We start from the raw sequence: 23,745 nt of genomic DNA, 5'->3' as shown, positions 1-23,745 counted from the left end.
TTGCGACCGAATTTTGTGATTTTTTCATTGTAAATATGTTACTGTTAGGATATTGATTAATTTTGTAAGATGAGTGTTATAAAAAAGCTTTTCTGGCTCTATGTCTATGGTAGTATGCACGTTGGTGCATCGGTGCTTGCACTGATACTGATGACCAACCATATGTTTCATATTCCCTTTAACTGGGCAGTAGCGGTTTTTGGATTCTGCGGAACCATGTTCAGTTATAATTTCATGAAGTATGACGGCCTTTTCCGCGTAAAAAAAACCGCTGGCAGAAGGGTGAAATTTGTAGTTTTTCTCAGTACGCTCGCGCTGATTGCAGCCGGAGTAAGCTTCTTGTTTCTGGAACGCATAACCCAAATTACAGCAATAGTATTCCTGGTACTGACTGCCCTTTATACTGTTCCGTTTTTTCCGAATACCCAAAACCTGCGCAACTGGAGTGGGGTAAAAATATATATTGTGGCATTTTGCTGGGCAGGTATCACTACAGTTGTGCCTATATTAAATGCGCACGCACCCATAAACAGTGATATCTTCCTGAAATTTACCCAAAGGTTTATGCTGGTGATTATGCTGATACTAATTTTTGAGATCATCGACCTTAAGGAGGATGACCCGCACCTTAAAACCATACCGCAGCAGATAGGAGTGAGGCGTACTAAAATACTGAACCTTATTTTTTTAGTGCCGTTCTTCTTTTTAGAATTTCTAAAGATCCATGTTGATTATCGCCAGATAGCGGCGAACCTCATCATGGTTATTACCACGGCATTATTTACGGTTTACGCTACGCCTCAACGCCCAAAATACTATACGTTATTTTGGGTGGAGAGTATACCGATCTTTTGGTTGGGACTGGTTTTACTGATAAGTAGTTTATAACCTCATCAACGCCTTTTCCAAATCCCCATAAATAAATTTAAATCCGCTTTCCTGTAATCGCTTCGGGATAACATTTCGGCTTTTCAGTACGAGTTCGGTCTCTGTGCCAATGATTTTTGCACCAATTTTTAGCAATAGTCTTCCAATCGGAATACCGAACGTTATATTTTTTACTTCCCTCAGCGTCCTCATGAAGTCAGTATTACCGATAGGGGTAGGAGAAACCACATTTACTACGCCCTCGATTTCTTTATCAAGAATAAAAGCTACGGCACGGGCAAAATCTTTTTCGTGTATCCAGCTTACAAATTGCTTTCCGTTGCCTTGCTTTCCACCAAAACCAAGGTAAGCCAGTCTTTTCAGTGGTATATAAGCCCCTCCTTTTTTACCAAGCACTATTGAGGTTCGCAATGCTGTTTTTTTGGTTTGCAATGTTTCTGTCTGAAAGAATGCTTTTTCCCACATATGCGCTACATTCATAGAGAAGTCAAATCCAATCTCGCCGTTAACCTCATCCATCTGTTTGTCTTCGCTGTGCCTGTAAATGGTAGCGGTAGAACTGTTGAGCCAATGCTTTGGCGGATTAGCGCATTGCAATACTGCCTTATTGAGAACAGCAGTACTGTCTATCCTTGATGCCATGATCTCACTTTTGTTCCTTGGCGTATACCGGCAGTCTACTGATTTTCCGGCAAGGTTAATAAGAACATCGGCAGTTTCGAGTTCGCTTTCCCAGCCGGTCATGGTTTTTGCATCCCAGTGAATATACCGAACGGTATTTTTTATTCCTGATTTTCCGCGGGTCAGTACCACAATTTCTTCGGCTTTGGTTTTAAAATGGTCAACCAATACCTGACCGAGAAATCCGGTACCTGCTGCGATGATTAATTTTTTCATTTTCTACTGTTTTTATAGATGTAATTGGTGAGATAAAGGAAATAGAAGGCTATGAATCCCGGAAAAAGAAAATAGAATAGTATTCCCGGTAAATCAAATAAATCATATTCGAGACAGCGTGTTAAGGCTATGAAGATAAAATCGATACCTACAAATAACCAATAGCGATTGAGCAGTTGTTTTTCCTTTTTATTTAGGGTTGCCCAATAAAAAGTTAATGTTAATGCCAGTACAATCTGAATTGTGCCAAGCAACATCATTAAAAGCATTCCTACAGGTGGAACCATAAAAAGAAAAACATTACAAAAAACAGCCCCTGTGTTTATGTTGTGTATTGTTTTCATTTTGTTGATAACGTTAAGTTTATCAATTGACATTATTTACTGCCCTTTATAAACTATTCTTTCGGGGCTTTGACTTTCTTTAGCTTTTCTTTTCCCTCTGAAAAAGAAATAAAGGTTTAGGAACAACATGATACCAAGATAAATTGCGAATCCGCCTATCTTATAACTCAGTTCTTCAACCAGTGTTTGGTAAGTATTGTCGTAAACACTCATTTGAAGAATCATTAGGGCAAACCCAACATTCAATAAATAAAATCCCGTTTCAAAAAGATGATTGGTGGCATTGGCAATGTCTTCACGGCCTTTAAAAATGTCGAGCATGAATATCTTTCCGTTTTTAAAGAGTGTTTTTGAAACTATGAATGTAAGTGTAAGCGCAACAGGTAAGTAAATGGCATAACCGATAAGAATTTTTGAAGTTTCCATAATATTGAATTTGTTAGATTAATTTTTTAACGTAATTGGTAAGAACGAATATGTTGGTATAATGTAATACTGAGAGTATACAGATTATTGTTGCTGTTTTTGTAGCTATCATTTCTATAAGTTGAGGGACTGATACAATGGTTTGCCAACTGATTAAAGTCATGGCAGCATAACCAATGTTTATCAGATAATACCCTACAAGCAATATTTTATTTATTCTGACACACAGGTCTTCATGACCTGGTATAAGGCTCAATACATATACATTACCATTGCGGTAGCAAATTTGGCCTACTATAATGATAATGTAAACGACTATTGTTATAAAGATTCCATATGCAAATATGTTGAGGTTCATAAAATTGATTTTTTATATTCTTCATGTATAATATAGGTAAGATATACTGCCAGTATTGGAGGGAGGGCAAACAGCCAATATTCAACATCAAATATTTTCCATAAGACAAAAAAGGATATCGTAAGGACACAATAAAGGTAAAGGTGACTATTGTTTGATGTTATCAGTAATAAGATCAAAGCGATGATGACCTGTAATGCTCCTGTTATCATTGTTGAAAGCAGGGCGAATATCAAAAGATTGACATCAAATATGGCGGGTAGTGCCAATGCAAATGGAAGGGCAAGCGCAAAATAATTGAGGTAGAGTAACTTTTTCATAATACTATAAATTTTAAACTTTCAGAAAAAAATGAAACATTTTTTGATAAAAAAAGCTAACGCATTAGCTTCATGACAAGTCCGGCAAGCCAGTTGTCTTTATATTCAGTTGCTTTTTCGAGCATGTTATCTGCTTTTAGCACAAAGTCATACAGCTTTTCTGTCTGATCGGTAAAATGTTTTGCCTCGGCAGATTTATCATCTTTTACTCCGGTAGAAACTTCTTTTAGTACTTTAAGGGCAGGTTTAATTTCTCTTTTACTACGTTCCTGTGCAATTTTTACGGCCAGCTCATCAAGGTCTTTTTCGGCAGTAAAGAATTCACGGCGCTCTCCCTGTTTGAATTCTTTATACACAATGCCCCAATCCATAAGGGCACGTAGATTCATGCTGGCATTACCGCGTGATATCTGCAGTTCCTCCATAATGTCTTCCATAGAAAGCGGTTCGTGAGAAATCATGAGCAGGGCATGAATTTGTGCCATGGTCTTATTGATTCCCCACTGAGAGCCTAAGGCTCCCCAGGTTTGTACGAACTTATTTTTTGCTTCTTTGAATTCCATACCTCAAATGTATAAATTTATTTTCAAACTTTCAAAAATATTTGAAAGTTATTTATTCGATGAATTCCCCATAGGTAAAAACCTATTCCTTTTCAGTTATATACAGAAGCAATTCAAAAAAGGTAATAGTGAATTTTGAGGTATCATAAATAACCTTAAAATATACTATTATGAAAACAAAAATTACAATACTGATGCTGCTTTTATGTGCAGCAATACAGGCGCAAACCGTAAAAGTGAGCGCTTCTGAACCTGATGCGAATATTATAGTTAACGGACAGCAGGTTGCTGTAGGGACCTATAAACTAAAGATCGATAAAGACGAATGCTACAAAGTGAAAGTTGAAAAACCAGGGTTTCTTAAATATGAATCAACCGTATGTGGGAAAAAAGCGGGTCCGGAAGCGCCTAAAAGCGTTTATTTTGAAATGAAAAGAGATGATGCTGAAGAAGCTTCCATTAAAACTGACCATGCTAATGTTGATTTTTCTATTGAAGTAAATAAGGACCTGAATATTAATGAGGCATGGAAGCTTACTTCGCAAATTGTTACCGATTATTTTGATGCTATCGAAGTTAGCGACAAAGAGACTTCATACCTGCGTACGGCATGGAGCGTGCAGTCGTTTCAACAGAATACTATAAGAACACGTCTTATAATAAAATTGTCTAAATCGGAACCACTTACATTTAAAGTGAAACTGGTGAGCGAATCATCAGGGGCAAGCGGTACAAGTGTTAAGGCTGATGAACAGTTTCACGACTGGGACAGGGTACTTCGCAAATACCAGAACGTTATCTCCGATTTCTCAACCCGTCTTGCAAAAAAATAATTATTAAAACATGGTTATTTTATGATAGGTGCCTGTCGTTTATTGGCTGGTTTGGCACCGGTAATTATGTGTAGCCCTGCGGATTCATCCCGGGGCTATTTTTTTGTTTCTGAGAGGTTTGAAAATCAGGTAAAAACACCTATTTCAGGAATTGGATTTATGTTGAGATTTGTATCCACACATTAACCTATTTAAATTTATGACACCACAACAGATTATAGAAAAAATTTTACTGGGAGGTCTTCTGGGTCTTCTGGGACAGGGTATTAGAATGGCTATCGGACTAAAGAAACTATCTGATGCCAATGCACAAGTCAGCAACAAGGAGGATCTTAATGGGGGCCGACTTATGGTTAGCCTTTTTATTGGATTTTTAGCCGGTGCGCTATATGTTTTGGTAAATGGTTTTTCAGATCAGCCGGATGTACAAAATGGCGAATATATAGGGAATCAGTTTGTTTTTACTGTAATTGCGGCCGGTTATGCGGGTAGCGATTTTATTGAAGGCTTATTCAGTACTTATATTGCCAAAATGCCAATGGCAAACTCAGGAAGTGGAGGTGCTGCGGTAGCAACAACAAGTCCTGTTGTTGTAACGCCAGTTACTCCGCCCGATACACCGGCTGTAGTCAGTCCGCCATCATCGGAAAATACACCGCCTGTAACTGACGCACAGGTAAATGAACCACATGACGAATCAGGTCTTGCGCCAAATCCGGCCTAAAAAATAAACCCCAAAGTCGAATGCTTCGGGGTTTTTTGTTATTAGATTTTAGGATAATCTATAATAATCCTGCTCTTTTTAATAAAGCCTCAGGTCTTGGTTCATGACCTCGGAAACGTTTGTAAAGTATCATAGGGTGTTCTGTTCCTCCTTTAGAAAGAACATTGTCTTTGAATTTATTAGCGGTCTCCCTGTCAAAGATGCCTTTCTCCTGAAAATATTCAAAAGCATCTGCATCAAGAACCTCAGCCCATTTATAGCTGTAGTAACCTGATGAATATCCTCCCTGGAAAATATGAGAGAAAGCAGTACTCATTGCGTTTTCCTTTACATCAGGATAAAGCTGGGTAGGGGCAAACTGTTCGGTTTCAAAAGCTTTAAGGTCGGTAATGCCGCCTGGATCGGCGCTATGCCATCCCATATCCAATAATCCGAAGCTTAACTGGCGCATTGTAGCCATTCCTTCCTGAAAACTTGCACTTTCTTTTATCTTATTAATATATTCCATTGGAATAACTTCACCTGTTTGGTAGTGGTGAGCAAACAAGGCCAAAGCTTGCGGCTCATAACACCAGTTTTCCATTACCTGGCTTGGTAGTTCTACAAAGTCCCAGTATACACTCGTTCCACTCAGGCTTGGATAAATAGTGTCGGCAAGCATACCGTGTAGGGCATGCCCAAATTCATGGAACAAAGTGGTAACTTCGTTAAATGTAAGTAGCGAAGGTTTTGTTTCAGTTGGCTTTGTAAAGTTGCAAACTATAGAAACATGAGGTCTTTCGTTTACACCCTCTTTTACATATTGCGATTTGAACGATGTCATCCAGGCACCGTTGCGTTTCCCTTTGCGTGGGAAGAAATCAGCATAGAAGATTGCGACAAGATTACCGTTTTCGTCTTTTACTTCATAGGTAGTAACATCTTTATGGTATTTATCGATATCCTGTACTTCTTCAAATGTAAGGCCGTATAATTTACCGGCAATGGTAAAGGCGCCGTTAAGCACGTTTTCCAGCTTGAAGTATGGTTTTAGTTTCTCGTCGTCAAGATTGAATAATTTCTGTTTCAGCTTTTCGGAATAATAGGCGCCATCCCATTTCTCCAGATGATCAATGCCGTCAGTTTCCTTAGCAAAAGCTGTCAGTTCGGCAAATTCTTTTTGAGCAGCCGGTTTAGCTTTTGCTAATAGGTCGTTCAGGAAAGATTTTACTTTTTCAGGGCTTTCAGCCATGCGTTCTTCCAATACAAAATTGGCATGGGAGGCATAGCCTAAAAGTTCGGCGCGCTGATGGCGTAGTTTTGCTATTTTTAAAACAATTTCCTGGTTGTCGAATTCATTCTTCTGAAAACCTTTGGCACCAAAAGCAATAGCCAGTTCCTTACGCAATTCACGGTTATCGGCATACGTCATAAAAGGAACATAGCTAGGGTAATCAAGTGTGAATATCCAGCCTTCTTTTTCAAGCGATGCTGCCAGTTCACGCGCTGCTTCTATAGTTCCTTCAGGCAAACCTGAAAGATCAGCTTCGTTAGTTATGTGTAATTGGTAGGCATTGGTTTCTGCCAATACGTTTTCCCCAAACTGAAGGCTAATCTTAGAAAGCTCCATGTCTATTTCACGAAGTTTGTTCTTTTTGTCTTCCGGTAGGTTGGCTCCGTTACGGGCAAAGCTTTTATATTGTTTGTCAAGCAATGTTTTTTGCTCTTCAGTAAGGTTCAGGCTGTCTTTTTGGTTGTAAACCGCTTTTACACGTTCAAAAAGTGCCGAATTCAGTCTTACGTCATTACCGAATTCTGATAACAGGGGAGAAACCTCCATGGCGATCTTCTGTATTTCATCATTAGTTTCTGCTGAATGCAGATTAAAGAAAATACTTGAAGCACGCTCTAAGATCTCACCGCCAAAGGTCATGGCCTCAATGGTGTTTTCAAAAGTAGGTGCATCAGGATTAGCAACTATCGCGTCAATTTCTTTACGTGCTGCATCAATGCCTTGTTTTATGGCAGGTAAAAAGTCTTCATTCTTTATACTGCTGAATGGTGCAGTATCATGTATGGTGGTGAATTTTTTAGTAAGTACGTTCATTTTATAATAAATTAAAAATGCCCTGAAGATGCTCCTGTTTTAGATAGCACCTTCAAGGCATTTAGTATGTTGTTGTTTTATTTTTCCGGTTCATGCATCATAGCATTACCAAAGTTACAAAACTATTTTCTATTCTTCAATTCTTCAGACGCCTTGTTTACCGCTTCTTTAAGGCTTAATTTATAAGCGATCATTTTTGCCTGTACAAGCTTGTCTTGGCTGCCTAATATCTGCGCTGCAAGTATACCTGCATTTTTAGCTCCGTTAAGAGCTACTGTTGCTACAGGTACGCCTCCAGGCATTTGAAGAATTGAAAGCACGCTGTCCCATCCGTCAATAGAGTTGCTTGATTTTACAGGTACGCCAATTACCGGAAGCGGACTCATACTCGCTACCATTCCCGGTAGGTGGGCTGCTCCACCTGCACCTGCAATAATTACGTTTACACCACGGGTATGTGCTGTGGTGCTGTATTCAAAAAGTTTTTCGGGTGTACGGTGAGCCGAAACGATATCTACTTCTGTTTCGATTCCAAATTCTTTTAATATATCTATGGCATCCTGCATTACCGGCATATCCGATATAGAGCCCATTATAATTCCTACTTTCATTTTCTATTGTTGTTAGTTGATGGTTGTCAGTTGTCGGAAATTCTGAAGACTGCGACTGTGACTGTGACTGAAAACTATTAAGCTATTACTCGTATTGTGTTTTTTACTTCGGCTGCAATTCTGCGTGCTTCGGCAATGTCTTCATTTACTATGGTAACGTGTCCCATTTTACGGAAAGGCCTTGTTTGTTTCTTTCCATAGATGTGAGGGGTTACGCCATCCATACCAATTATCTTTTCGATGTTTTCGTAAACAACATTTCCCGAAAAGCCTTCCGCTCCCACAAGATTTACCATGATCCCGGCTACTTTACTGTCTGTGTTTCCAAGTGGCAGGTCAAGTATAGCACGGATGTGTTGTTCAAATTGTGATGTATAGCTGGCTTCAATAGAGTAATGTCCGCTATTGTGTGGTCTTGGAGCTACCTCGTTTACTAAAATCTGGTCATCTTCCGTCTGGAACATTTCTACTGCCAAAAGGCCTACGTGGTTAAAATGCTCAGACACTTTAAGGGCAATGGCACGTGCTTTATTAGCAACGGCATCGTCAATACGGGCAGGGCATATAACATATTCCACCTGATTGGCCTCTGGGTGGAATTCCATTTCTACAACCGGGTAAGTCTTTATCTCGCCTGAAGGATTTCTGGCAACAATAACAGCAAGCTCGTTTTTGAAAGGTATCATAACCTCAGCAATGCACTGTACATTTGGCATTCCGTTAAAGCTTTCTGCAGAGCGTATTACTTTAACGCCATTTCCGTCATAACCACCTTCGGTGCTTTTCCATATAAAAGGAAAAGAAAACGCTCCATTAGCAACAGCCTCTTTTAGTGCGTCAAGATTGTCAAATCTTTTATATTCGGCAGTTGGTATATTATGTTGTGCGTAAAAATCTTTTTGAGTTCCCTTATTCTGTATAAGGTTAAGGGTTTTTGGTGAAGGATATACTTTAATACCTTCTGCTTCCAGTTTTTCAAGAGCCGGAATATTTACCAGTTCAATTTCAAAAGTCAGGACATCAACCTGTTTTCCAAAGTTATATACAGTATCAAAATCCATAAGATCGCCCTTAAAGAATTTGTTGCTTCCTATCTTGCAGGGAGCTTCATCACTAGGGTCCAGTACATACGTTTGAATGTCAAATTTACGGGTATCGGTTAGCATCATTTTGCCAAGCTGTCCGCCCCCTAAAATGCCTAACTTAAAATCAGAAGAAAAATAATTCATTTATCAGCTTTTATTTTGCAACCGCAAAGATACTTAAAACTATTGTGAATTTTACATTTCGCTATCATTACTCCTGGCTTCTTTATGTAGTTTTCGTGTAGTATTTTACCTTAACTTTAGCATTTTAGCCCGATATTGATATAAATTATATTCGTATTTTAGAGGTTCACAAAATCTGCCCCCTTTAGCAGATATAAATACTATCCTTATGAGACTGACGATTGAAAGGAAACCCGTTAAGGTGTCGCCGGATGCTACCCGTGTTATAGCTCGTTATTTTTTTAATGGAGAAGAGCGCGCTGTTGAGCTGATTCGAAAAATACTGGTGTTGGATAAAGATGAGGTTTTTGCATTGGTATCACCACTGTTGCAGGATTTCTCCAAACGGCACAGGAATATTACCCGCAAACTCTTGCGCAATTGCGAGCGCGTAAAACGCTATATTGATATTGCCGGAGGTGATTTTGAGAAAATGGATGAGTTTTGCAAACTGCTTATAGGATCTTACTTTACCCATGAGTATTCTATTGAGTCGGCAGCATTCTTTAATCCGTCTGTTATTCCGGATCCCGACCAAACCAATCTTGAGGAAGGACAGTTACGTGTTATTATAAGCTTCAGGGCGGTTGGGGAAGGACACGTTTCGTCAGTAGCATTCCGTAGGGCGATCATTGACAGGAATAATGATATTACCGTAATTCCGGCCAGTAACTACATAGATGAGGCTGAAAAGATACATAATGTAATTTATCAGAAACACCTGTTTCTTAAAAAGGCACAGGAGGCCGATATAAATGAAGGATTCCTTAATGATGTTACCGAAAAGCTAGATGACCGTTTTGATTATGAACAACTGAAGGGGCTGGTGGTAGAAGCAAAGGGCAGAACGTCTGATGCTAAAATCATAAGGCAGTATAATCTTGTGTTGGCATTGTCCGATAGTTACCGAAGAATATCTTTTTCTAAAGATACCGACATTAGCGACAGAGTTATCTTTCCAATTTCTGATTTTGAAAGCAAGGGTATTGAAGATGCCCGTTTTGTTAAGTTTACCGATGATAACGGAAAGATATACTACTATGCGACTTATACCGCTTATGATGGTGTACATATTATGCCTAAACTTTTAAAGACGAGTGATTTTTATGAGTTCAAGACTAGTCCGCTAAATGGGGCAGGAGCAAAAAATAAGAATCTGGCTTTGTTTCCAAGAAAGATAAATGGAAAATATGCAATGCTTTCTCGTATTGATGGCTGGAACAATTACCTGATGTATAGCAACAATATTAACGAATGGGATGATCCTGTAAAGATACAGGAACCAAAATATCCATGGGAGTTTGTTCAGTTAGGAAACTGTGGTTCACCAATTGAAACAGAGGCCGGATGGCTTGTTCTTACCCATGCCGTAGGCTCAATGCGGAGGTACAGTATTGCAGCTTCTTTGTTGGATATAAATGATCCCTCTATAGAGATCGGAAGACTGCAAGATCCGTTGATTGTGCCTAATCCTGATGAGAGAGAAGGTTATGTGCCTAATGTAGTGTATTCCTGCGGAGGAATAATACATAATGGTGAACTGATTATTCCTTATGGATTGTCAGACCACAGTTCGGGTTTTGCTACGGTAAATCTTGATACATTGCTTGACAGATTGAAAAACGGGGGCTAATTTAGTTTGCAGTATTCAGTCGCAGTGTTCAGTTATAAAGTATATTTGTTTTCAGAATAACCAATACAGTGTAACACATTGGAAAATGAATTGCCTGAAGAATCAGGAACCGGATTTTGGGCTAAGAACCCATCGTTAAAGATAAAAGAATTCCAGTCATTTCTCAGCATACGTTTTGGGCTCATTTTTGCCCTTAATATGCAAATTACCATTATCTATTACTGGGTTTATCATATCACTAATGATAAGCTTTCTTTAGGTTTGGTTGGTCTGGCTGAGGTAATTCCTGCTATAGGCTGTTCCCTTTTTTCAGGACATTTCGTAGACCTTAACGAAAAACGGAAGATGGTGCTCTTTTGCATTGTTTCCTATGCTATTATTGCGGTGTGTCTTTTTACGCTTACTACTCCTTTTTCACTTAATGAACTAGGTGTAAATACAACATTGTATTTTATTTATTTCCTTGTTTTTTGTGGAGGTATAGTTCGTTCGTTTATGGGGGCTTCTGTTTTTTCATTGTTCGCTTTGATAGTGCCAAGAAAGAATTTTGCCAATGCTACAAGCTGGGGTAGTATGGCCTGGCAAACAGGATCTATGCTGGGACCCTTGGCAGCAGGACTTGCTATAGCTTTAGATGGTGTGTTAGCAGGAATGTTTACGGTGGTTATCATTCTTTTGCTACTGCTTATTCCTATTCTTTCAATAAAAACGAAACCTATACTGAAAAAGGAAAAAGAACCTATGCTGCAAAGTCTTACCCAGGGTATTCGCTTTGTACTTAAAACTCCTGTGTTGCTTGGTGCCCAGCTGCTTGATATGTTTTCGGTTTTATTTGGTGGGGCGGTAGCGTTACTGCCGGTATATCAAAAAGAAATATTACATGTAGACGAGGTAGGTTTCGGATTACTGCGATCAGCACCGGGTGTAGGTGCTATGCTTACACTGGCTATACTGGCCTTTTTGCCGTTGAAAACTTATCCCGGGCGTAAACTGTTCGTCGCTGTGACCGGATTTGCACTTTGTATTATAGGTTTTGGACTATCTACTAATTTTATACTCTCCTTTGCGTTCTTACTGTTTTCGGGAATGTTTGATGCAGTAAGCGTTGTGATAAGAAGCACTATACTACAGTTGGTAACACCGGATGACATGCGTGGCCGTGTTGGAGCAGTTAATACCATTTTTGTAAGCTCGTCTAATGAGCTTGGTGATTTCGAAAGTGGTGTTATGGCGCATTGGTTAGGCACGGTTCGGGCAGTTGTAGCAGGCGGTTGCCTCACACTGGGGGTAATTGCTATAACATTCTTCAGTGCACCGCAGCTAAGAAAATTCGGTTTTGATGAAGAGGAGAAAAAAGAGTAATCAGTATTCAGTCGCAGTCTCAGTTTTCAGTAAGTGTGGCAGTCAATGGGTACTTCACTTTTTTCTAACTGCCTACTGAGACTGCGACTGAAAACTATTCTTCTATTCTCGGATTATCTGCATCTACAAATTCACCTTCCGATTTTGAGATAACAATGGTTGCTACACCATTTCCTATAAAATTGGTTAGGGCGCGGGCTTCGCTCATAAATTTGTCTACACCAAGTAAAAAGGCCAGTCCTTCCAACGGTATTTTATGAATGGCAGTAAGAGTAGATGCAAGTACGATAAATCCGCTGCCCGTAACACCCGCAGCTCCTTTAGAAGTGATCATTAGTAACCCTATGATGGTAAGGATCTCTTCAAAGCTCAGATGTACATTATATAATTGAGCCAGAAAGATAACAGCCATGGAAAGGTAAATGGAGGTGCCATCAAGGTTAAAAGAATAACCTGTGGGTACTACTAATCCTACGACCGATTTACTGCATCCCATTTGTTCTAGCTTTTCCATCAGGGTGGGTAAGGCAGCTTCTGAAGATGAGGTTCCCAGTACAATAAGGAGTTCGGCTTTAATATATTTGATGAACTCAAATATGCTGAACTTATAATAACGCATTATAATACCTAAAACAACAAAAATAAAAAGCCCCATGGTGATGTATACCGTGAGCATCAGTTTTCCTAATGGAATGAGTGTGTGCAGTCCAAATTTACCAACGGTATATGCCATGCCTCCAAAAGCTCCTAGCGGGGCAAGGTACATAACAATCTTCAACGCTTTAAAAACATAATCGGAACATGCGTAAAGTATTGATACTCCTTTTTCGCGTTTTGGGCTATAATTTAAAATAACACCTGCTAGTATTGCGGCAATTAGCACTTGTAAGGTGAAGTTGTCTAAAAAAAACTGCCACCAGCTAAAACTGCTTCCGCCCGAGGTATATTGGCTTGCGTCCTGAACATCCAGTCCTGTTTTATCTATCTTTCCCGGTTCAAGGAGGTAAGCAACACCCACACCTATAGCAAGAGCAAAAGTAGTTACGATTTCAAAATACAATAGAGATTTGATGCCTATGCGTCCCACTTTTCGAAGGTTGCCCATTCCGGCTATGCCAAGCACTATGGTAAGGAATATAATAGGACCAATAAACAGTTTGATGATTTTAATGAACCAGTCGCCTATAAATTTCATTTGTGTTGCGTTTGCCGGATAATAATGTCCAAGTAAGATTCCGCACACGATAGCGATCAGTACCCAAAAGGTCAGATTGGTTACTATTGTATATAGTGCTGATTGTTTTTGTTCTATAGAAGACTGTTGTTTCATTTGCCGAAGATACTAAAAGCGGTTCTGTTTGCTTAATCTCTTAAGAATATCTTTGGCGGCTGCTTTATAAGCGGCGGTATGTTTAGGGGTGTCTTCCGTTAGTATTCGGGTAAGTTCAGGATAAATCCATTCTTCATTTTTACCCAAAAGAAAAAGCGTTCGCATAGAATAAGCTTTAGTTGCTACTTTGGTTTCCGGGTTAATAAGCCAGTCAAAGCAGGCTTCGGTTATTAGTTCTTTGTGCTTTGCGCTAAGAAATCCGTTTTGCTTACTGTTCTGTTCGGCAGCAAAAAGACATATTTTGGATATTGGTCGCAGGGCACTTTCGTTTTTGAAAAGCGATAAGGTTTTGCAAAATGTATCAAGATAGGTAGATAACCATTCAATCTCAGCTTCAAAAATAAGTTCACATATCCAACAGGCTTTATGATGGTTTTTGTCGGTAACGTCAAAAGCGATAGTAAGCAGGTCGGACAGAAGGTTTCTGTCGTTTAAAACCTCTCCTGAGAGTAAATCACGAATAGGGCGATGCGCAGTGCTGTTTACTATTTGATTATAGAATTTAGTATTCACGGTTTTAGGTTTTGAAGCGAAAAATACAAAAATAAAAAACGGGGCGAATTGCCCCGTTTAACAAAATTGACCGAATTAGTAGTTTATGATTTGTAGCCGCTTCCCGGTTTACTTAGCTAAACAAAACCTTTTTTATGAGGATTTGAGTTTGGCAAGCGAAATAAGGTCAGTTTCATTTCTTTAAGGTTGTTTGTCTAAACTCATCTTAACTACTGCAAATTTCTCAAATGAGTTTTAAAATCTGGTAATTTCAAAATGGAAAAAACGTGACATTCTGCCGTAAAAGTGGGGACATTTGGCCTGTTTTCTTAAAATGTAAGAGAGTTAGTTCATCATATATTAAAATAGGTATATTTGCCCAACCAATTTAACAGCCCCATGCTTCGTAAAATTACATTCTTAATGCTATTGTGCTGTGCCGCACTACAGGCGCAGGAAACTGAAAAAACGTCACGTTATACTGTAGGTCTTGCTTATGGCAACGGTGGTGAATTCAATAATACTGATTATACTTATACCAATAACTATATTCAGGGACAAATCTATTATTCGCTAAATCCCGGAAAGAAATGGGAATTTCAGGTGGCTTTACAACCGGAAGTTAATTTCGCACGCCACAGATTGAAAAATCCTTATTTTGTAAAACCGGGTGAGTCTGATGAAACAAGGATAGAATACATGAAACTTAAAGATATTCGTGAATACATATTAAATGTTGCCTTTTTTGCACGTTATAATATTACAGAAGATTTCAGTATGTATGCAATGGGTAATGTTGGCCCTATGATAACGGATACAGAAACGGAAAGGTTAACTAAAGGTTTTGCTTTTTGTGATGTCTTTGCTTTGGGAACTACCTACAAATTTGGAAAAGTAGGTCTTGATGTCAGGGTTGCGGCCAGACACACTTCTAATGCGGGCCTGCAGGATTCTAATGCAGGATTTAATACTAAAAATATACAGTTTGGTGTAATAATGCCACTTTAATAGTCTGCTAAAATTATCGCAAAATCAAGGGGTAGTTGTAAGGAGGTGGTTGGTAATTAGTATATTTGCACATTATCGTAAATATTAAACAATAATAAAACAGTGATACAACTTCACGATAAACATTTTGTTCCTTTTATAAGCGCTGCCGAAATTGATGCTGCAATCGGCAGACTGGTTAAACAGGCTGAAGAAGATCTTAAAGGCGATATACCTGTATTTATAGGTGTTTTAAACGGCTCTTTTATGGTAGTGTCTGACTTTGTGAAAAAATATTCATTGCCTTGTGAGGTAAGCTTTGTAAAGATGTCATCATACGAAGGTACCGCAAGCACAAACAGCGTAAAACAACTTATAGGCCTGAGTAAAAGCCTTGAGGGTAGAAGTGTTGTTATAATTGAAGATATAGTTGATACAGGGAACACCGTTGCTGAACTTAAAAAGATTTTTGAAGGACATAACCTGAAACAATTGAAGATTGCAACATTGTTTTTTAAACCCGAGGCCTACAAACAGGATATAAAATTGGATTATATCGGGTTTGAGATTCCTGATAAGTTTATTGTAGGCTACGGTCTTGATTACGACGAATTAGGCCGAAACCTGCCTGAGGTTTATCAATTGAAAGAATAAATAATACAACTTAAATATAAAATGATCAATATTGTACTTTTCGGAAAACCGGGTGCCGGTAAAGGGACTCAGGCTGAGTTTTTAAAAACTAAATACAACCTTACTCATATCTCTACTGGTGATATTTTCCGTTACAACATTAAAAACGAAACACCTCTTGGACTTGAAGCGAAATCTTATATTAACAAAGGTGAGCTTGTTCCGGATGCGCTTACAATAAAAATGCTGCAGGATGAGATAGAAAAGAACCCTGACACAAAAGGTTTTCTTTTTGATGGTTTTCCGCGTACGACTGAACAGGCTGATGCACTTGACGAATTCCTTAAGACTAAAGGATGGGGTGTAACAGCTACTGTTGCTCTTGAGGCAGATGATGAGGTGCTTGTTGCCCGTCTTCTTGAAAGAGGTAAAACGAGTGGTCGTGCGGATGATCAGGATGAAGCACTTATCCGTAACCGTTACCAGGAATATAATGAGAAAACTGCTCCACTTATTGAGTATTACAAAGCACAGGGTAAATTCCACGCTGTAAACGGTATAGGTGAGATAGCTGAAATAACAAACCGATTGAGCGCGGTAATCGATACGCTTTAATTTAAAACTTAACGCTTGGAAATAGCCATAATATTATTTCTGATTATTTTAAACGGAGTTTTCTCCATGTCGGAGATCGCATTGATTTCGGCAAGAAAAAACCGTCTTGAATCTGCAGCTAAAAAAGGTAATGCAAGTGCACAAACGGCACTTGATCTTGCGAACTCGCCTAATAAGTTCCTTTCAACGGTACAGATAGGTATTACGCTTATCGGTATCTTAACGGGTATTTATTCGGGTGATAAAGTAACCGACGATGTTAAGGTTTTTATCGAAAGTTTTGAAGTACTTAAGCCTTATGCAGCTAATATATCAGTAGGTATAGTAGTTGTTATACTAACGTTTTTCTCATTGGTTCTTGGTGAGCTTCTTCCTAAACGGATAGGGCTTAACTATCCGGAGACTATTGCGAAAGCGGTAGCTATACCGATGAAATACATTTCGATAATCACGGCTCCGTTTATTTGGATGCTAACTTCGTCTACTGAATTTCTTTTGAAGGTGTTCAATATTCGCCCAACGGCAGATGGAAAAGTTACCGAAGAGGAAATCAAAGCCATTATTAAAGAAGGTACAGAAGGCGGGGAGGTTCAGGAGATTGAGCACGACATTATGGAGCGTGTGTTTCATATTGGAGATCGTAAGGTAAATTCCCTTATGACCCACCGTAAATCAGTGGCTTATCTTTCTACTGATTCTAATAATGAAAAGGTTCGTGAGATTATGTTGCAGGAGCTACATTCTGTATATCCTGTTATTGATGGGGCAAGCCTGGATGATGTGATAGGGGTAGTGTTGCTAAAAGATATTTTTGCTAATTATGACAGGAATGATTTTAGCCTGAAAGAAATTGTAAAAGAGCCTGTATATCTGATAGAACATACCTCGGCATACAAGGCACTTGAGATATTCAAAAAAACAAAAGTGCACTATGCGTTGGTAACAGATGAGTATGGTGTATTCCAGGGATTAATTACCCTTAATGATATCCTTGAAGCCTTAGTAGGTGATGCTTCCGATTTTTATGAAGACGAGTTTAAGCTTGTTGCTAATGAAGATGGAACCTGGACGGTAGACGGACATTATCCGTTGCATGATTTCCTTACCTATTTTGATCTGGATGATTTGACGAATGATTATGAAGTGACTACGGTTAGCGGACTTGTAATGACAGAGCTTTCATACATACCAAAAGTAGGTGAGAAGCTGGCATGGAATCTTTATGAGCTTGAAGTTTTAAAAATGGACGGTGTAAAGATTCAGGAGGTAAAAGTAAGATCACTAAAAGAATAATATTTTTTTAGAAAATAAGAAAAGCCGGTTTATCCGGCTTTTTCTGTTTATAATGTTGTTACATTGCGGCTAAATTCATGGTAGAACAATATTGTCCAGTTTTCAGCTTTAGCCTGTTCTTCCCATAGTAATCGCAATTCTTTTGCTTTCTTTCCGTCATAGTCTGACTTGTAAGCGATATGGAATTTCAGATAGCTTTTTTGTGGGAGATTATCAGCGCCATAAAAAGCAGTTTCATTTCCTTCTTTTATCCAGAATACCTGATGAAAAGGAGAGTGTCCTCCTGTTACCTGATATGTAATATATTCGTTTATGTTGCCCTCGTTGTCATTCATGGCAACAAGGTTTGGTAATTTTGTGAAGAGTTTTAAGTATTCCTGATCGAACGAATAGCTTTCTGTTTGTTTTAAAGCATATTCTAATTCTCTTTGCTGATAATATATTTGGGCATTAGGGAAATAGGGCTCAATAGCGTTGCCATTAATTTGTCCTAAGCCTTCGATGTGGTCTTTATGTAGATGTGATAGCAGAATCTTACTTACCTGCTCCGGTTGGTAGCCGGTCTCCTCCATGCGTTGAAGCAATACAATTCTGTTGTTCTTTATATAGCCCGTTCCTGCATCAAATAAAACCAGCTCGTTGTTAGGCAACACTATCAAAAATGGACATACGCCCATTTTCAATAGTTTTGGATCGGCAGTTTCAACTTCATCCCGTTGTATTTCAGTAAATATTTTGTCTTTAGTAACAGTAAATATGCCCTCATTGAGCGGTATGATCTTCATGTATTTCATATTTGATGCAAGTTACTAAATGATGGTCTAAGTTTGGGTAAACATCAGTTAATTATAGTATTTAAAATACGTAATTTTTAATTAAAGGATTCTCAATTCTTGTTTTTTATAAAGTGTTGATTTATAGATTGTGTCACGTTTTCGTTTAAAAATGTCACGTTTTGTCCGTAGTTAAATAATAGTTTTTTAAACAGCATTACTGTCATTTGTAGTATAACAAAAATAACTCTCTATAAATGATTAAAAAATTATTTGCATTCTTCCTGATTGTATTTTCAGGTGGAGTATTTGCACAGGCGCCAACTATTGAAGGTGATGTAATGTTGTGTCCTTACACAGACGGAACAGCAACGATAACAAATACTGATGAATATGATTCGTATCAGTGGTATTTCAAGTATTGGTTTTTAAATGATGACTTTGAAGCTATTGAGGGAGCTAACGCTGCATCATTTACGTATGACTGGTATACTTATGACCAGGCACTTTTAAAAGTTGTAGTTACTAAAGATGGCCAGACATATGAATCCAATGAAATTCAGATTGACAGTTATAACTGGTCTAGTCTTTTAATAAGAAACCAACTTCAGGGTAACGTACATTTTGAATTTGATGAAGAAACGTTACAGCAAAAGTATGTAATGTGTACAGGAGCAAAAATTGTACAAACAGTTCTTGAGCCTTATACTATTGTTCAATGGTATAAAGATGGTGTTGCAATTGAAGGGGCAACTTCGATTACTTACACTATTACTGAGCCAGGTGTTTACCATGTAGTTGCAGGGGTAGAAATATGTCCTAATGCTACTTCAGCATCAATACCTGTAAATGTTGTTGCAAGCGACGATTGTGGTCCTTCTACACCTTCACCGCTTGTGATTCAGGGTGATACGATGCTTTGTCCGGACACTAACGGGCTGACTTTCGTAACTAATGCAGTAGGTTATGATACTTATCAGTGGTATGCGAAATTTGGTGGTGAGGAAGAATTCACAGCTATTGAAGACGCTACGGTTGCATCTTTCGAGTATGACTGGAATACTTATGATCAGGCTACGTTAAAAGTAGTTACAACTATTGGTGAAGATTCTTATGAGTCGAATACGATATTTATTGACAGCTATAACTGGTTACCACTTTCATTCACTGCAACACCAAGTGAAGATGTAGAAATGGATGGTCCTGATTACCTGATTTGTGAAGGTGATACAGTGGTATTAGCATTACCGGGAGCTGCAGAAGATTATATCAACATTCAGTGGTTTAAAGACGGTCTTCCTTTAGAGGATGGTTATGAAGCAAGCTATGTAGCTAGTACTCCGGGTGTGTACCATGTTGATGCAGCAATGGCTGTATGTGCTAATAACATAATGAGTACTTATGATAACCCATTAACAATTACTGCTAATCCTGATTGTACATTAGGAGTTAATGATCCTTCATTTGCGAGCGGAATTGTTGTTTATCCTAACCCTACAAACAATATACTTAATATCGCGTTAGCTGCAAATACTTCACTTCAGGGTTATAGTATAGTTGATATTTCGGGTAAAGTACTGCTTAACGGCAACGTAGATACAACAGAATTCTCTGTAAATGTAGAGACCCTTTCTTCAGGAACCTATTTTATTAAGCTTAATGGCAATAATGCTCAGGCTGTAAAAATGTTTATAAGAAATTAAAGAGACTACTAAATTTTGTCAATTTGACGAAGCGGGGCCATTGAGCCCCGTTTTGTTTTTTAATAAGATCTGTTTTGTGCAAAGTGGCTTAAATAGGCAAATTCATAAAAATAGCTTACTTTTGCACCCACAACCACGAAACAATAAACAATTAACAGGAAAGCATGACAGAAGGGAATTTTGTAGATTACGTAAAGATATATGTGTCTTCCGGTAAGGGAGGTAAAGGGTCTACACACCTGCACAGAGAAAAGTTTATTGAAAAAGGTGGGCCTGATGGAGGTGATGGTGGCCGTGGAGGACACGTTTACCTGATTGGGAACAAGAGTTTGTGGACATTGTATCACCTTAAGTTTGCAAGACACATTAAAGCTACCCATGGTGGCGATGGTGGTAGTGCACGCAGTACCGGTGCAGATGGTGAAGATAAATACATTGAGGTTCCGTTGGGAACTGTGGTTCGTGATAAAGAAACTAACGAAATACTTTTCGAGATTACCGAAGATGGCGAAAAACAAATTGTAGCCAAAGGTGGTAAAGGAGGTTTGGGTAACTGGCATTTCCGTAGTGCAACAAACCAGACGCCAAGATATTCGCAGCCAGGAATGCCTGCAGAAGAACGCGATATCATTCTTGAGCTTAAAGTTCTTGCGGATGTTGGCTTGGTAGGTTTTCCTAATGCCGGAAAATCAACATTACTATCGGTGCTTACTTCTGCTAAGCCTAAAATTGCCGATTATCCGTTTACCACTCTTAAACCGAATTTAGGGATTGTTGCCTACAGAGATTTCCAATCATTTGTAATTGCCGATATTCCAGGAATCATTGAAGGGGCTGCAGAGGGTAAAGGACTAGGCCATTATTTCTTAAGGCATATTGAACGTAACTCAACATTGTTGTTTTTGATTCCTGCAGATGCTGAAGATATCAAAAAAGAATATGATATACTTCTTGATGAACTAAGACGCTATAATCCTGAAATGCTTGATAAAGACAGACTAATTGTAGTTTCTAAATGCGATATGCTTGACGAAGAGCTTAAGGCTGAGATGAAAACAGCACTTGATAAGGAATTTAAAGGTATGCCTTATATGTTTATCTCGTCTGTTGCACAACAGGGACTTACTGAACTGAAGGATAAGCTTTGGCAAATGCTAAACAACTAATACTATTCTTAAATATACTAAAGCCGACTTTTAAGTCGGCTTTTTTTTGTTTTATACTTAATTTTCAATACATTAAAAATTAAACATTTGTTTAAATAATCGTATTTGTTAACTTAATTTTAATAAAAACCCTATATCTTTGCATCGTAAAAATTTTTAGTTAACATTTTTATAACTATTTGATAGCAAAATATTATGAAATTCAATTATAAAAACAGTCTTTTTGTTTTGTTAGTGAGACTGTTTACGGTGTATGTGGTTTTTATGTTATGCCGTCTCGCTTTTTTATACTTCAATAGTGATCTTATTGATCCGATACAGGGAAAAGATGTGTTAAGTCTTTTAAGAGGCAGCCTGATGTTTGATACGGTTTCTATAATTTACATCAATTTGTTATTTATCGTTATGTCTTTGATTCCGTTCCATTTCAGGGAGAATAAGATGTATCGTAAAGTAATGTTCTGGGTGTTTATGGTGACGAATGGACTGGGTTTGCTGATTAATGTTGCTGATATTTTTTATTACCCTTTCAAACAGGCAAGAATTGTATTGGGCGATTTCTTTCTTTTGGGAGAAGATGCTTTTGTGCCGCTTTTAGCTGATTTTGTTGCAGACTATTGGTACGGCTTTATTTTTTATTTTCTATTGCTGGTTATTTTATACCAAAGCTATAAATGTTCATGTGAAGGAAAACAGGAGTTTTTAGAAAAAAATGAAACTGTTACTCCTAAAAGATATTATATCGTTAATAGTGGTTACTTTTTGGTAATGATGGTAGTAGTGGTATTCTTTGTGAGGGGAGCTACATTTTCAGCGGCATCGTTTCCTATAGGTATGAACGATGCATTCCTGTATACCGAAAACCCTACGCATACCTCTTTTATGCTAAGTAATCCGTTTTGTTTTATAAGGACAATAGGTAAGTCGAAAGAGGCAAAGGCATTGAAATATTTTGATGATAAGATTGCCGAAAATATATACCCTACCACTCATAATCCTGAAATATTAGAGGCGTTTGATATTGACAGAAAAACGAATGTAATGGTTATTATATTGGAGAGTTTTGGTAAGGCTCATATAAAAAGCCTTTCAGATCAGTTTAAACCCGGACAGGAAACCAATACTCCTTTTCTTGACTCACTTTTTCAGGAGGGTTATCTGTTTACTAACGGACATCAGAATGGTTACCGCTCGGTAGATGCTCTTCCTGCTATCTGGGCATCAATACCAACATTTAAAGAACACTTCTTGTCAATGCCTAATTCGGTGGCCCCTTATTATGCATTGCCACAGTGTATGAACGATATGGGGTACAATACGGCGTTCTTTCATGGAGCTGTAAAAGAATCTATGGGATTTGTGTCTTTTGGTAAAAATACGGGGATAAAGAATTTCTACTCCCGTGGCGAATATGAGCAGGAGAACGGTACAGCAGATTTTGACGGTAAATGGGGGATATGGGATCACAAGTTCATGCCTTTTGTTCATAAAAAGCTTAATAAGATGAGTGATACCGGGAAACCATTTTTTGCTACATTTTTTACGCTATCGTCACATCATCCGTATGCTATCCCTCCGGGACTGCCAAAGCAGTTCAGCGAAGGTACATTGCCAATTCACCGTGCTATAAAATATTCGGATTATGCATTGGGTGAATTCTTTAAAAGCATTGAAAAGGAACCATGGTATAAAAACACTCTTTTTATAATTACTGCCGACCATTCATCAGGGGCAGATAATAAGAAATTTAAAAAGGCACCGTTTGACTATACCATTCCGATATTCTTCTTTAAGCCGGGCAGCACAATGAAAGCGAAAGATGATAAGATTATGCAGCATATTGATATTATGCCTACACTGCTGGGAATGATGAATTATGACAAACCGTATTTCGCTTTTGGTAAAGATCACTTTGATAAAGAGGCTGCCAAAAATCATTTTGTGATTAACTTTTCCAATGGTGCTTTCAATTTTATAACCAATGATTATTACTATCTGTTCAATGAAAAAGATGTATTGCTTAAATCGGATTACAGAAAAGACCCGCTTGGCAAGCATAATCTTATTAAGCATATAACCAAAGCCGATGAAGAAGATATCAACAGATTTAAGGCTTTTATACAGGAATATTATACCCACTTAAATAAACGCGACTATCTGCCGGAATCTGAAAAGAAAAAAGGACTGGCCATGGTTGGGTTATCAAAAGAGTAAAAAGATGCCGAAAGGCATCTTTTTTTATGGAAAAATGTATTCTTTACATAGTTTTTACAACCCTATAATTTTATTGAATTCTCAAAAAAAAGTATCTTCGCAGCACAAAATTTAAAAATAGTTAGTGGTTATGCTGTAACAAAAATGAATTTACAGTGACTATTAG

At 38.2% G+C, this 23,745-nt stretch carries 24 protein-coding genes; 12 read left to right on the top strand and 12 right to left on the bottom strand.

Features of this window, described 5'->3' with window-relative positions:
* The first annotated feature begins 69 nt into the window (after positions 1 to 69).
* Positions 70 to 888, top strand: a complete 819-nt coding sequence (locus ACFSR3_RS04630; RefSeq protein ID WP_379819920.1) for a hypothetical protein — start codon at positions 70 to 72, stop codon at positions 886 to 888.
* Here the strand turns inward: ACFSR3_RS04630 and ACFSR3_RS04625 are convergent.
* Genes ACFSR3_RS04625 through ACFSR3_RS04600 form a run of 6 tightly spaced genes read right to left on the bottom strand, consistent with a single transcriptional unit; the run spans position 883 to position 3,796 of the window.
* Positions 883 to 1,785, bottom strand: a complete 903-nt coding sequence (locus ACFSR3_RS04625) for a TIGR01777 family oxidoreductase (RefSeq protein ID WP_379819919.1) — start codon at positions 1,783 to 1,785, stop codon at positions 883 to 885. The two genes, ACFSR3_RS04630 and ACFSR3_RS04625, sit on opposite strands and share 6 nt — an antisense overlap.
* Positions 1,782 to 2,129, bottom strand: coding sequence for a hypothetical protein (locus tag ACFSR3_RS04620; protein ID WP_379819918.1), 348 nt, complete (start codon positions 2,127 to 2,129; stop codon positions 1,782 to 1,784). Before ACFSR3_RS04620 ends, ACFSR3_RS04625 begins: the two co-directional genes overlap by 4 nt.
* Before the next feature lie 36 nt (positions 2,130 to 2,165).
* Positions 2,166 to 2,555, bottom strand: a complete 390-nt coding sequence (locus ACFSR3_RS04615; RefSeq protein ID WP_379819917.1) for a hypothetical protein — start codon at positions 2,553 to 2,555, stop codon at positions 2,166 to 2,168.
* Positions 2,556 to 2,568: 13 nt separating this feature from the next.
* Positions 2,569 to 2,913 carry a hypothetical protein gene (locus ACFSR3_RS04610; RefSeq protein WP_379819916.1) on the bottom strand — a complete coding sequence of 115 codons (345 nt, stop codon included), beginning with the start codon at positions 2,911 to 2,913 and terminating at the stop codon, positions 2,569 to 2,571.
* On the bottom strand, positions 2,910 to 3,233 hold the full coding sequence (locus tag ACFSR3_RS04605) for a hypothetical protein (RefSeq protein WP_379819915.1): 324 nt from the start codon (positions 3,231 to 3,233) through the stop codon (positions 2,910 to 2,912). The genes ACFSR3_RS04610 and ACFSR3_RS04605 overlap by 4 nt, the downstream gene beginning before the upstream one ends.
* 56 nt (positions 3,234 to 3,289) lie before the next feature.
* Entirely contained in the window at positions 3,290 to 3,796 is a 507-nt protein-coding gene (locus ACFSR3_RS04600) for a GbsR/MarR family transcriptional regulator (RefSeq protein ID WP_379819914.1), read from the bottom strand.
* Positions 3,797 to 3,966: 170 nt separating this feature from the next.
* Between ACFSR3_RS04600 and ACFSR3_RS04595 the strand changes: the two genes are divergently transcribed.
* Together ACFSR3_RS04595 and ACFSR3_RS04590 are read left to right on the top strand one after the other, a co-directional pair.
* Positions 3,967 to 4,629 carry a hypothetical protein gene (locus ACFSR3_RS04595; protein WP_379819913.1) on the top strand — a complete coding sequence of 221 codons (663 nt, stop codon included), beginning with the start codon at positions 3,967 to 3,969 and terminating at the stop codon, positions 4,627 to 4,629.
* 199 nt (positions 4,630 to 4,828) lie between these two features.
* Complete coding sequence (locus tag ACFSR3_RS04590) at positions 4,829 to 5,353, top strand: hypothetical protein (protein ID WP_379819912.1); 525 nt, start codon at positions 4,829 to 4,831, stop codon at positions 5,351 to 5,353.
* Positions 5,354 to 5,411: 58 nt separating this feature from the next.
* On the opposite strand, the gene ACFSR3_RS04585 is transcribed toward ACFSR3_RS04590, so the two are convergent.
* The 3 genes from ACFSR3_RS04585 to ACFSR3_RS04575 form a co-directional block, all read right to left on the bottom strand.
* Complete coding sequence (locus ACFSR3_RS04585) at positions 5,412 to 7,439, bottom strand: M3 family metallopeptidase (protein WP_379819911.1); 2,028 nt, start codon at positions 7,437 to 7,439, stop codon at positions 5,412 to 5,414.
* Between the two features lie 122 nt (positions 7,440 to 7,561).
* Positions 7,562 to 8,050, bottom strand: coding sequence for a 5-(carboxyamino)imidazole ribonucleotide mutase (purE, locus tag ACFSR3_RS04580; RefSeq protein WP_379819910.1), 489 nt, complete (start codon positions 8,048 to 8,050; stop codon positions 7,562 to 7,564).
* 77 nt (positions 8,051 to 8,127) lie between these two features.
* Positions 8,128 to 9,279, bottom strand: coding sequence for a 5-(carboxyamino)imidazole ribonucleotide synthase (locus ACFSR3_RS04575; protein WP_379819909.1), 1,152 nt, complete (start codon positions 9,277 to 9,279; stop codon positions 8,128 to 8,130).
* Between the two features lie 208 nt (positions 9,280 to 9,487).
* Between ACFSR3_RS04575 and ACFSR3_RS04570 the strand changes: the two genes are divergently transcribed.
* Positions 9,488 to 10,951 (top strand): glycoside hydrolase family 130 protein, encoded by a 1,464-nt coding sequence (locus ACFSR3_RS04570; protein WP_379819908.1) that lies wholly within the window; start codon positions 9,488 to 9,490, stop codon positions 10,949 to 10,951.
* Positions 10,952 to 11,029: 78 nt separating this feature from the next.
* Positions 11,030 to 12,313 carry an MFS transporter gene (locus ACFSR3_RS04565; protein WP_379819907.1) on the top strand — a complete coding sequence of 428 codons (1,284 nt, stop codon included), beginning with the start codon at positions 11,030 to 11,032 and terminating at the stop codon, positions 12,311 to 12,313.
* 94 nt (positions 12,314 to 12,407) lie between these two features.
* Here ACFSR3_RS04565 and ACFSR3_RS04560 read toward each other — a convergent pair whose 3' ends face one another.
* Positions 12,408 to 13,643: a cation:dicarboxylate symporter family transporter gene (locus tag ACFSR3_RS04560; RefSeq protein WP_379819906.1), complete on the bottom strand. Its 1,236-nt coding sequence runs from the start codon at positions 13,641 to 13,643 to the stop codon at positions 12,408 to 12,410.
* 12 nt (positions 13,644 to 13,655) lie between these two features.
* A complete protein-coding gene (locus ACFSR3_RS04555; RefSeq protein WP_379819905.1) occupies positions 13,656 to 14,216 on the bottom strand; it encodes a hypothetical protein in 561 nt (186 codons plus the stop codon).
* 378 nt (positions 14,217 to 14,594) lie between these two features.
* On the opposite strand from ACFSR3_RS04555, the gene ACFSR3_RS04550 reads away from it, so the two are divergent.
* The 4 genes from ACFSR3_RS04550 to ACFSR3_RS04535 all read left to right on the top strand — a co-directional run bounded on the left by ACFSR3_RS04550 (position 14,595) and on the right by ACFSR3_RS04535 (position 17,723).
* Entirely contained in the window at positions 14,595 to 15,203 is a 609-nt protein-coding gene (locus tag ACFSR3_RS04550; protein WP_379819904.1) for an acyloxyacyl hydrolase, read from the top strand.
* Between the two features lie 102 nt (positions 15,204 to 15,305).
* Positions 15,306 to 15,836, top strand: a complete 531-nt coding sequence (hpt, locus tag ACFSR3_RS04545; protein ID WP_379819903.1) for a hypoxanthine phosphoribosyltransferase — start codon at positions 15,306 to 15,308, stop codon at positions 15,834 to 15,836.
* A 21-nt stretch (positions 15,837 to 15,857) separates the two neighbouring features.
* On the top strand, positions 15,858 to 16,430 hold the full coding sequence (locus ACFSR3_RS04540; RefSeq protein WP_379819902.1) for an adenylate kinase: 573 nt from the start codon (positions 15,858 to 15,860) through the stop codon (positions 16,428 to 16,430).
* Between the two features lie 15 nt (positions 16,431 to 16,445).
* Complete coding sequence (locus tag ACFSR3_RS04535) at positions 16,446 to 17,723, top strand: hemolysin family protein (RefSeq protein ID WP_379819901.1); 1,278 nt, start codon at positions 16,446 to 16,448, stop codon at positions 17,721 to 17,723.
* A gap of 47 nt (positions 17,724 to 17,770) precedes the next feature.
* Here the strand turns inward: ACFSR3_RS04535 and ACFSR3_RS04530 are convergent, their stop codons facing one another.
* The gene (locus ACFSR3_RS04530; RefSeq protein ID WP_379819900.1) at positions 17,771 to 18,508 is read right to left on the bottom strand and encodes an MBL fold metallo-hydrolase; all 738 of its coding nucleotides are present in this window, start codon (positions 18,506 to 18,508) and stop codon (positions 17,771 to 17,773) included.
* Between the two features lie 245 nt (positions 18,509 to 18,753).
* Between ACFSR3_RS04530 and ACFSR3_RS04525 the strand changes: the two genes are divergently transcribed.
* From ACFSR3_RS04525 to ACFSR3_RS04515, 3 genes are all read left to right on the top strand, one after another.
* Positions 18,754 to 20,199, top strand: coding sequence for a T9SS type A sorting domain-containing protein (locus tag ACFSR3_RS04525; protein WP_379819899.1), 1,446 nt, complete (start codon positions 18,754 to 18,756; stop codon positions 20,197 to 20,199).
* A 164-nt stretch (positions 20,200 to 20,363) separates the two neighbouring features.
* On the top strand, positions 20,364 to 21,365 hold the full coding sequence (gene obgE, locus ACFSR3_RS04520; RefSeq protein WP_379819898.1) for a GTPase ObgE: 1,002 nt from the start codon (positions 20,364 to 20,366) through the stop codon (positions 21,363 to 21,365).
* Between the two features lie 195 nt (positions 21,366 to 21,560).
* Positions 21,561 to 23,579, top strand: a complete 2,019-nt coding sequence (locus ACFSR3_RS04515) for an LTA synthase family protein (RefSeq protein WP_379819897.1) — start codon at positions 21,561 to 21,563, stop codon at positions 23,577 to 23,579.
* The last annotated feature ends 166 nt before the right edge of the window (positions 23,580 to 23,745 follow it).

Origin of the sequence: Flavobacterium suzhouense (assembly GCF_042684765.1) — a bacterium.
GTDB lineage: Bacteria > Bacteroidota > Bacteroidia > Flavobacteriales > Flavobacteriaceae > Flavobacterium > Flavobacterium suzhouense.
Note: the sequence above shows the minus strand (reverse complement) of the source record. Positions and strands in the feature narration are given on the sequence as shown.

Excerpts from the sequence above, each read along its gene's own strand:
- ACFSR3_RS04515 (WP_379819897.1), top strand. The coding sequence starts at position 21,561 with ATGAAATTCAATTATAAAAACAGTCTTTTTGTTTTGTTAGTGAGACTG.
- ACFSR3_RS04605 (WP_379819915.1), bottom strand. The coding sequence starts at position 3,233 with ATGAAAAAGTTACTCTACCTCAATTATTTTGCGCTTGCCCTTCCATTT.
- ACFSR3_RS04620 (WP_379819918.1), bottom strand. The coding sequence starts at position 2,129 with ATGAAAACAATACACAACATAAACACAGGGGCTGTTTTTTGTAATGTT.
- ACFSR3_RS04540 (WP_379819902.1), top strand. The coding sequence starts at position 15,858 with ATGATCAATATTGTACTTTTCGGAAAACCGGGTGCCGGTAAAGGGACT.
- ACFSR3_RS04560 (WP_379819906.1), bottom strand. The coding sequence starts at position 13,643 with ATGAAACAACAGTCTTCTATAGAACAAAAACAATCAGCACTATATACA.
- ACFSR3_RS04590 (WP_379819912.1), top strand. The coding sequence starts at position 4,829 with ATGACACCACAACAGATTATAGAAAAAATTTTACTGGGAGGTCTTCTG.
- ACFSR3_RS04595 (WP_379819913.1), top strand. The coding sequence starts at position 3,967 with ATGAAAACAAAAATTACAATACTGATGCTGCTTTTATGTGCAGCAATA.
- ACFSR3_RS04615 (WP_379819917.1), bottom strand. The coding sequence starts at position 2,555 with ATGGAAACTTCAAAAATTCTTATCGGTTATGCCATTTACTTACCTGTT.
- ACFSR3_RS04575 (WP_379819909.1), bottom strand. The coding sequence starts at position 9,279 with ATGAATTATTTTTCTTCTGATTTTAAGTTAGGCATTTTAGGGGGCGGA.
- ACFSR3_RS04610 (WP_379819916.1), bottom strand. The coding sequence starts at position 2,913 with ATGAACCTCAACATATTTGCATATGGAATCTTTATAACAATAGTCGTT.
- ACFSR3_RS04630 (WP_379819920.1), top strand. The coding sequence starts at position 70 with ATGAGTGTTATAAAAAAGCTTTTCTGGCTCTATGTCTATGGTAGTATG.
- purE (WP_379819910.1), bottom strand. The coding sequence starts at position 8,050 with ATGAAAGTAGGAATTATAATGGGCTCTATATCGGATATGCCGGTAATG.
- ACFSR3_RS04600 (WP_379819914.1), bottom strand. The coding sequence starts at position 3,796 with ATGGAATTCAAAGAAGCAAAAAATAAGTTCGTACAAACCTGGGGAGCC.
- ACFSR3_RS04530 (WP_379819900.1), bottom strand. The coding sequence starts at position 18,508 with ATGAAGATCATACCGCTCAATGAGGGCATATTTACTGTTACTAAAGAC.
- ACFSR3_RS04550 (WP_379819904.1), top strand. The coding sequence starts at position 14,595 with ATGCTTCGTAAAATTACATTCTTAATGCTATTGTGCTGTGCCGCACTA.
- ACFSR3_RS04585 (WP_379819911.1), bottom strand. The coding sequence starts at position 7,439 with ATGAACGTACTTACTAAAAAATTCACCACCATACATGATACTGCACCA.
- ACFSR3_RS04570 (WP_379819908.1), top strand. The coding sequence starts at position 9,488 with ATGAGACTGACGATTGAAAGGAAACCCGTTAAGGTGTCGCCGGATGCT.
- ACFSR3_RS04525 (WP_379819899.1), top strand. The coding sequence starts at position 18,754 with ATGATTAAAAAATTATTTGCATTCTTCCTGATTGTATTTTCAGGTGGA.
- obgE (WP_379819898.1), top strand. The coding sequence starts at position 20,364 with ATGACAGAAGGGAATTTTGTAGATTACGTAAAGATATATGTGTCTTCC.
- ACFSR3_RS04625 (WP_379819919.1), bottom strand. The coding sequence starts at position 1,785 with ATGAAAAAATTAATCATCGCAGCAGGTACCGGATTTCTCGGTCAGGTA.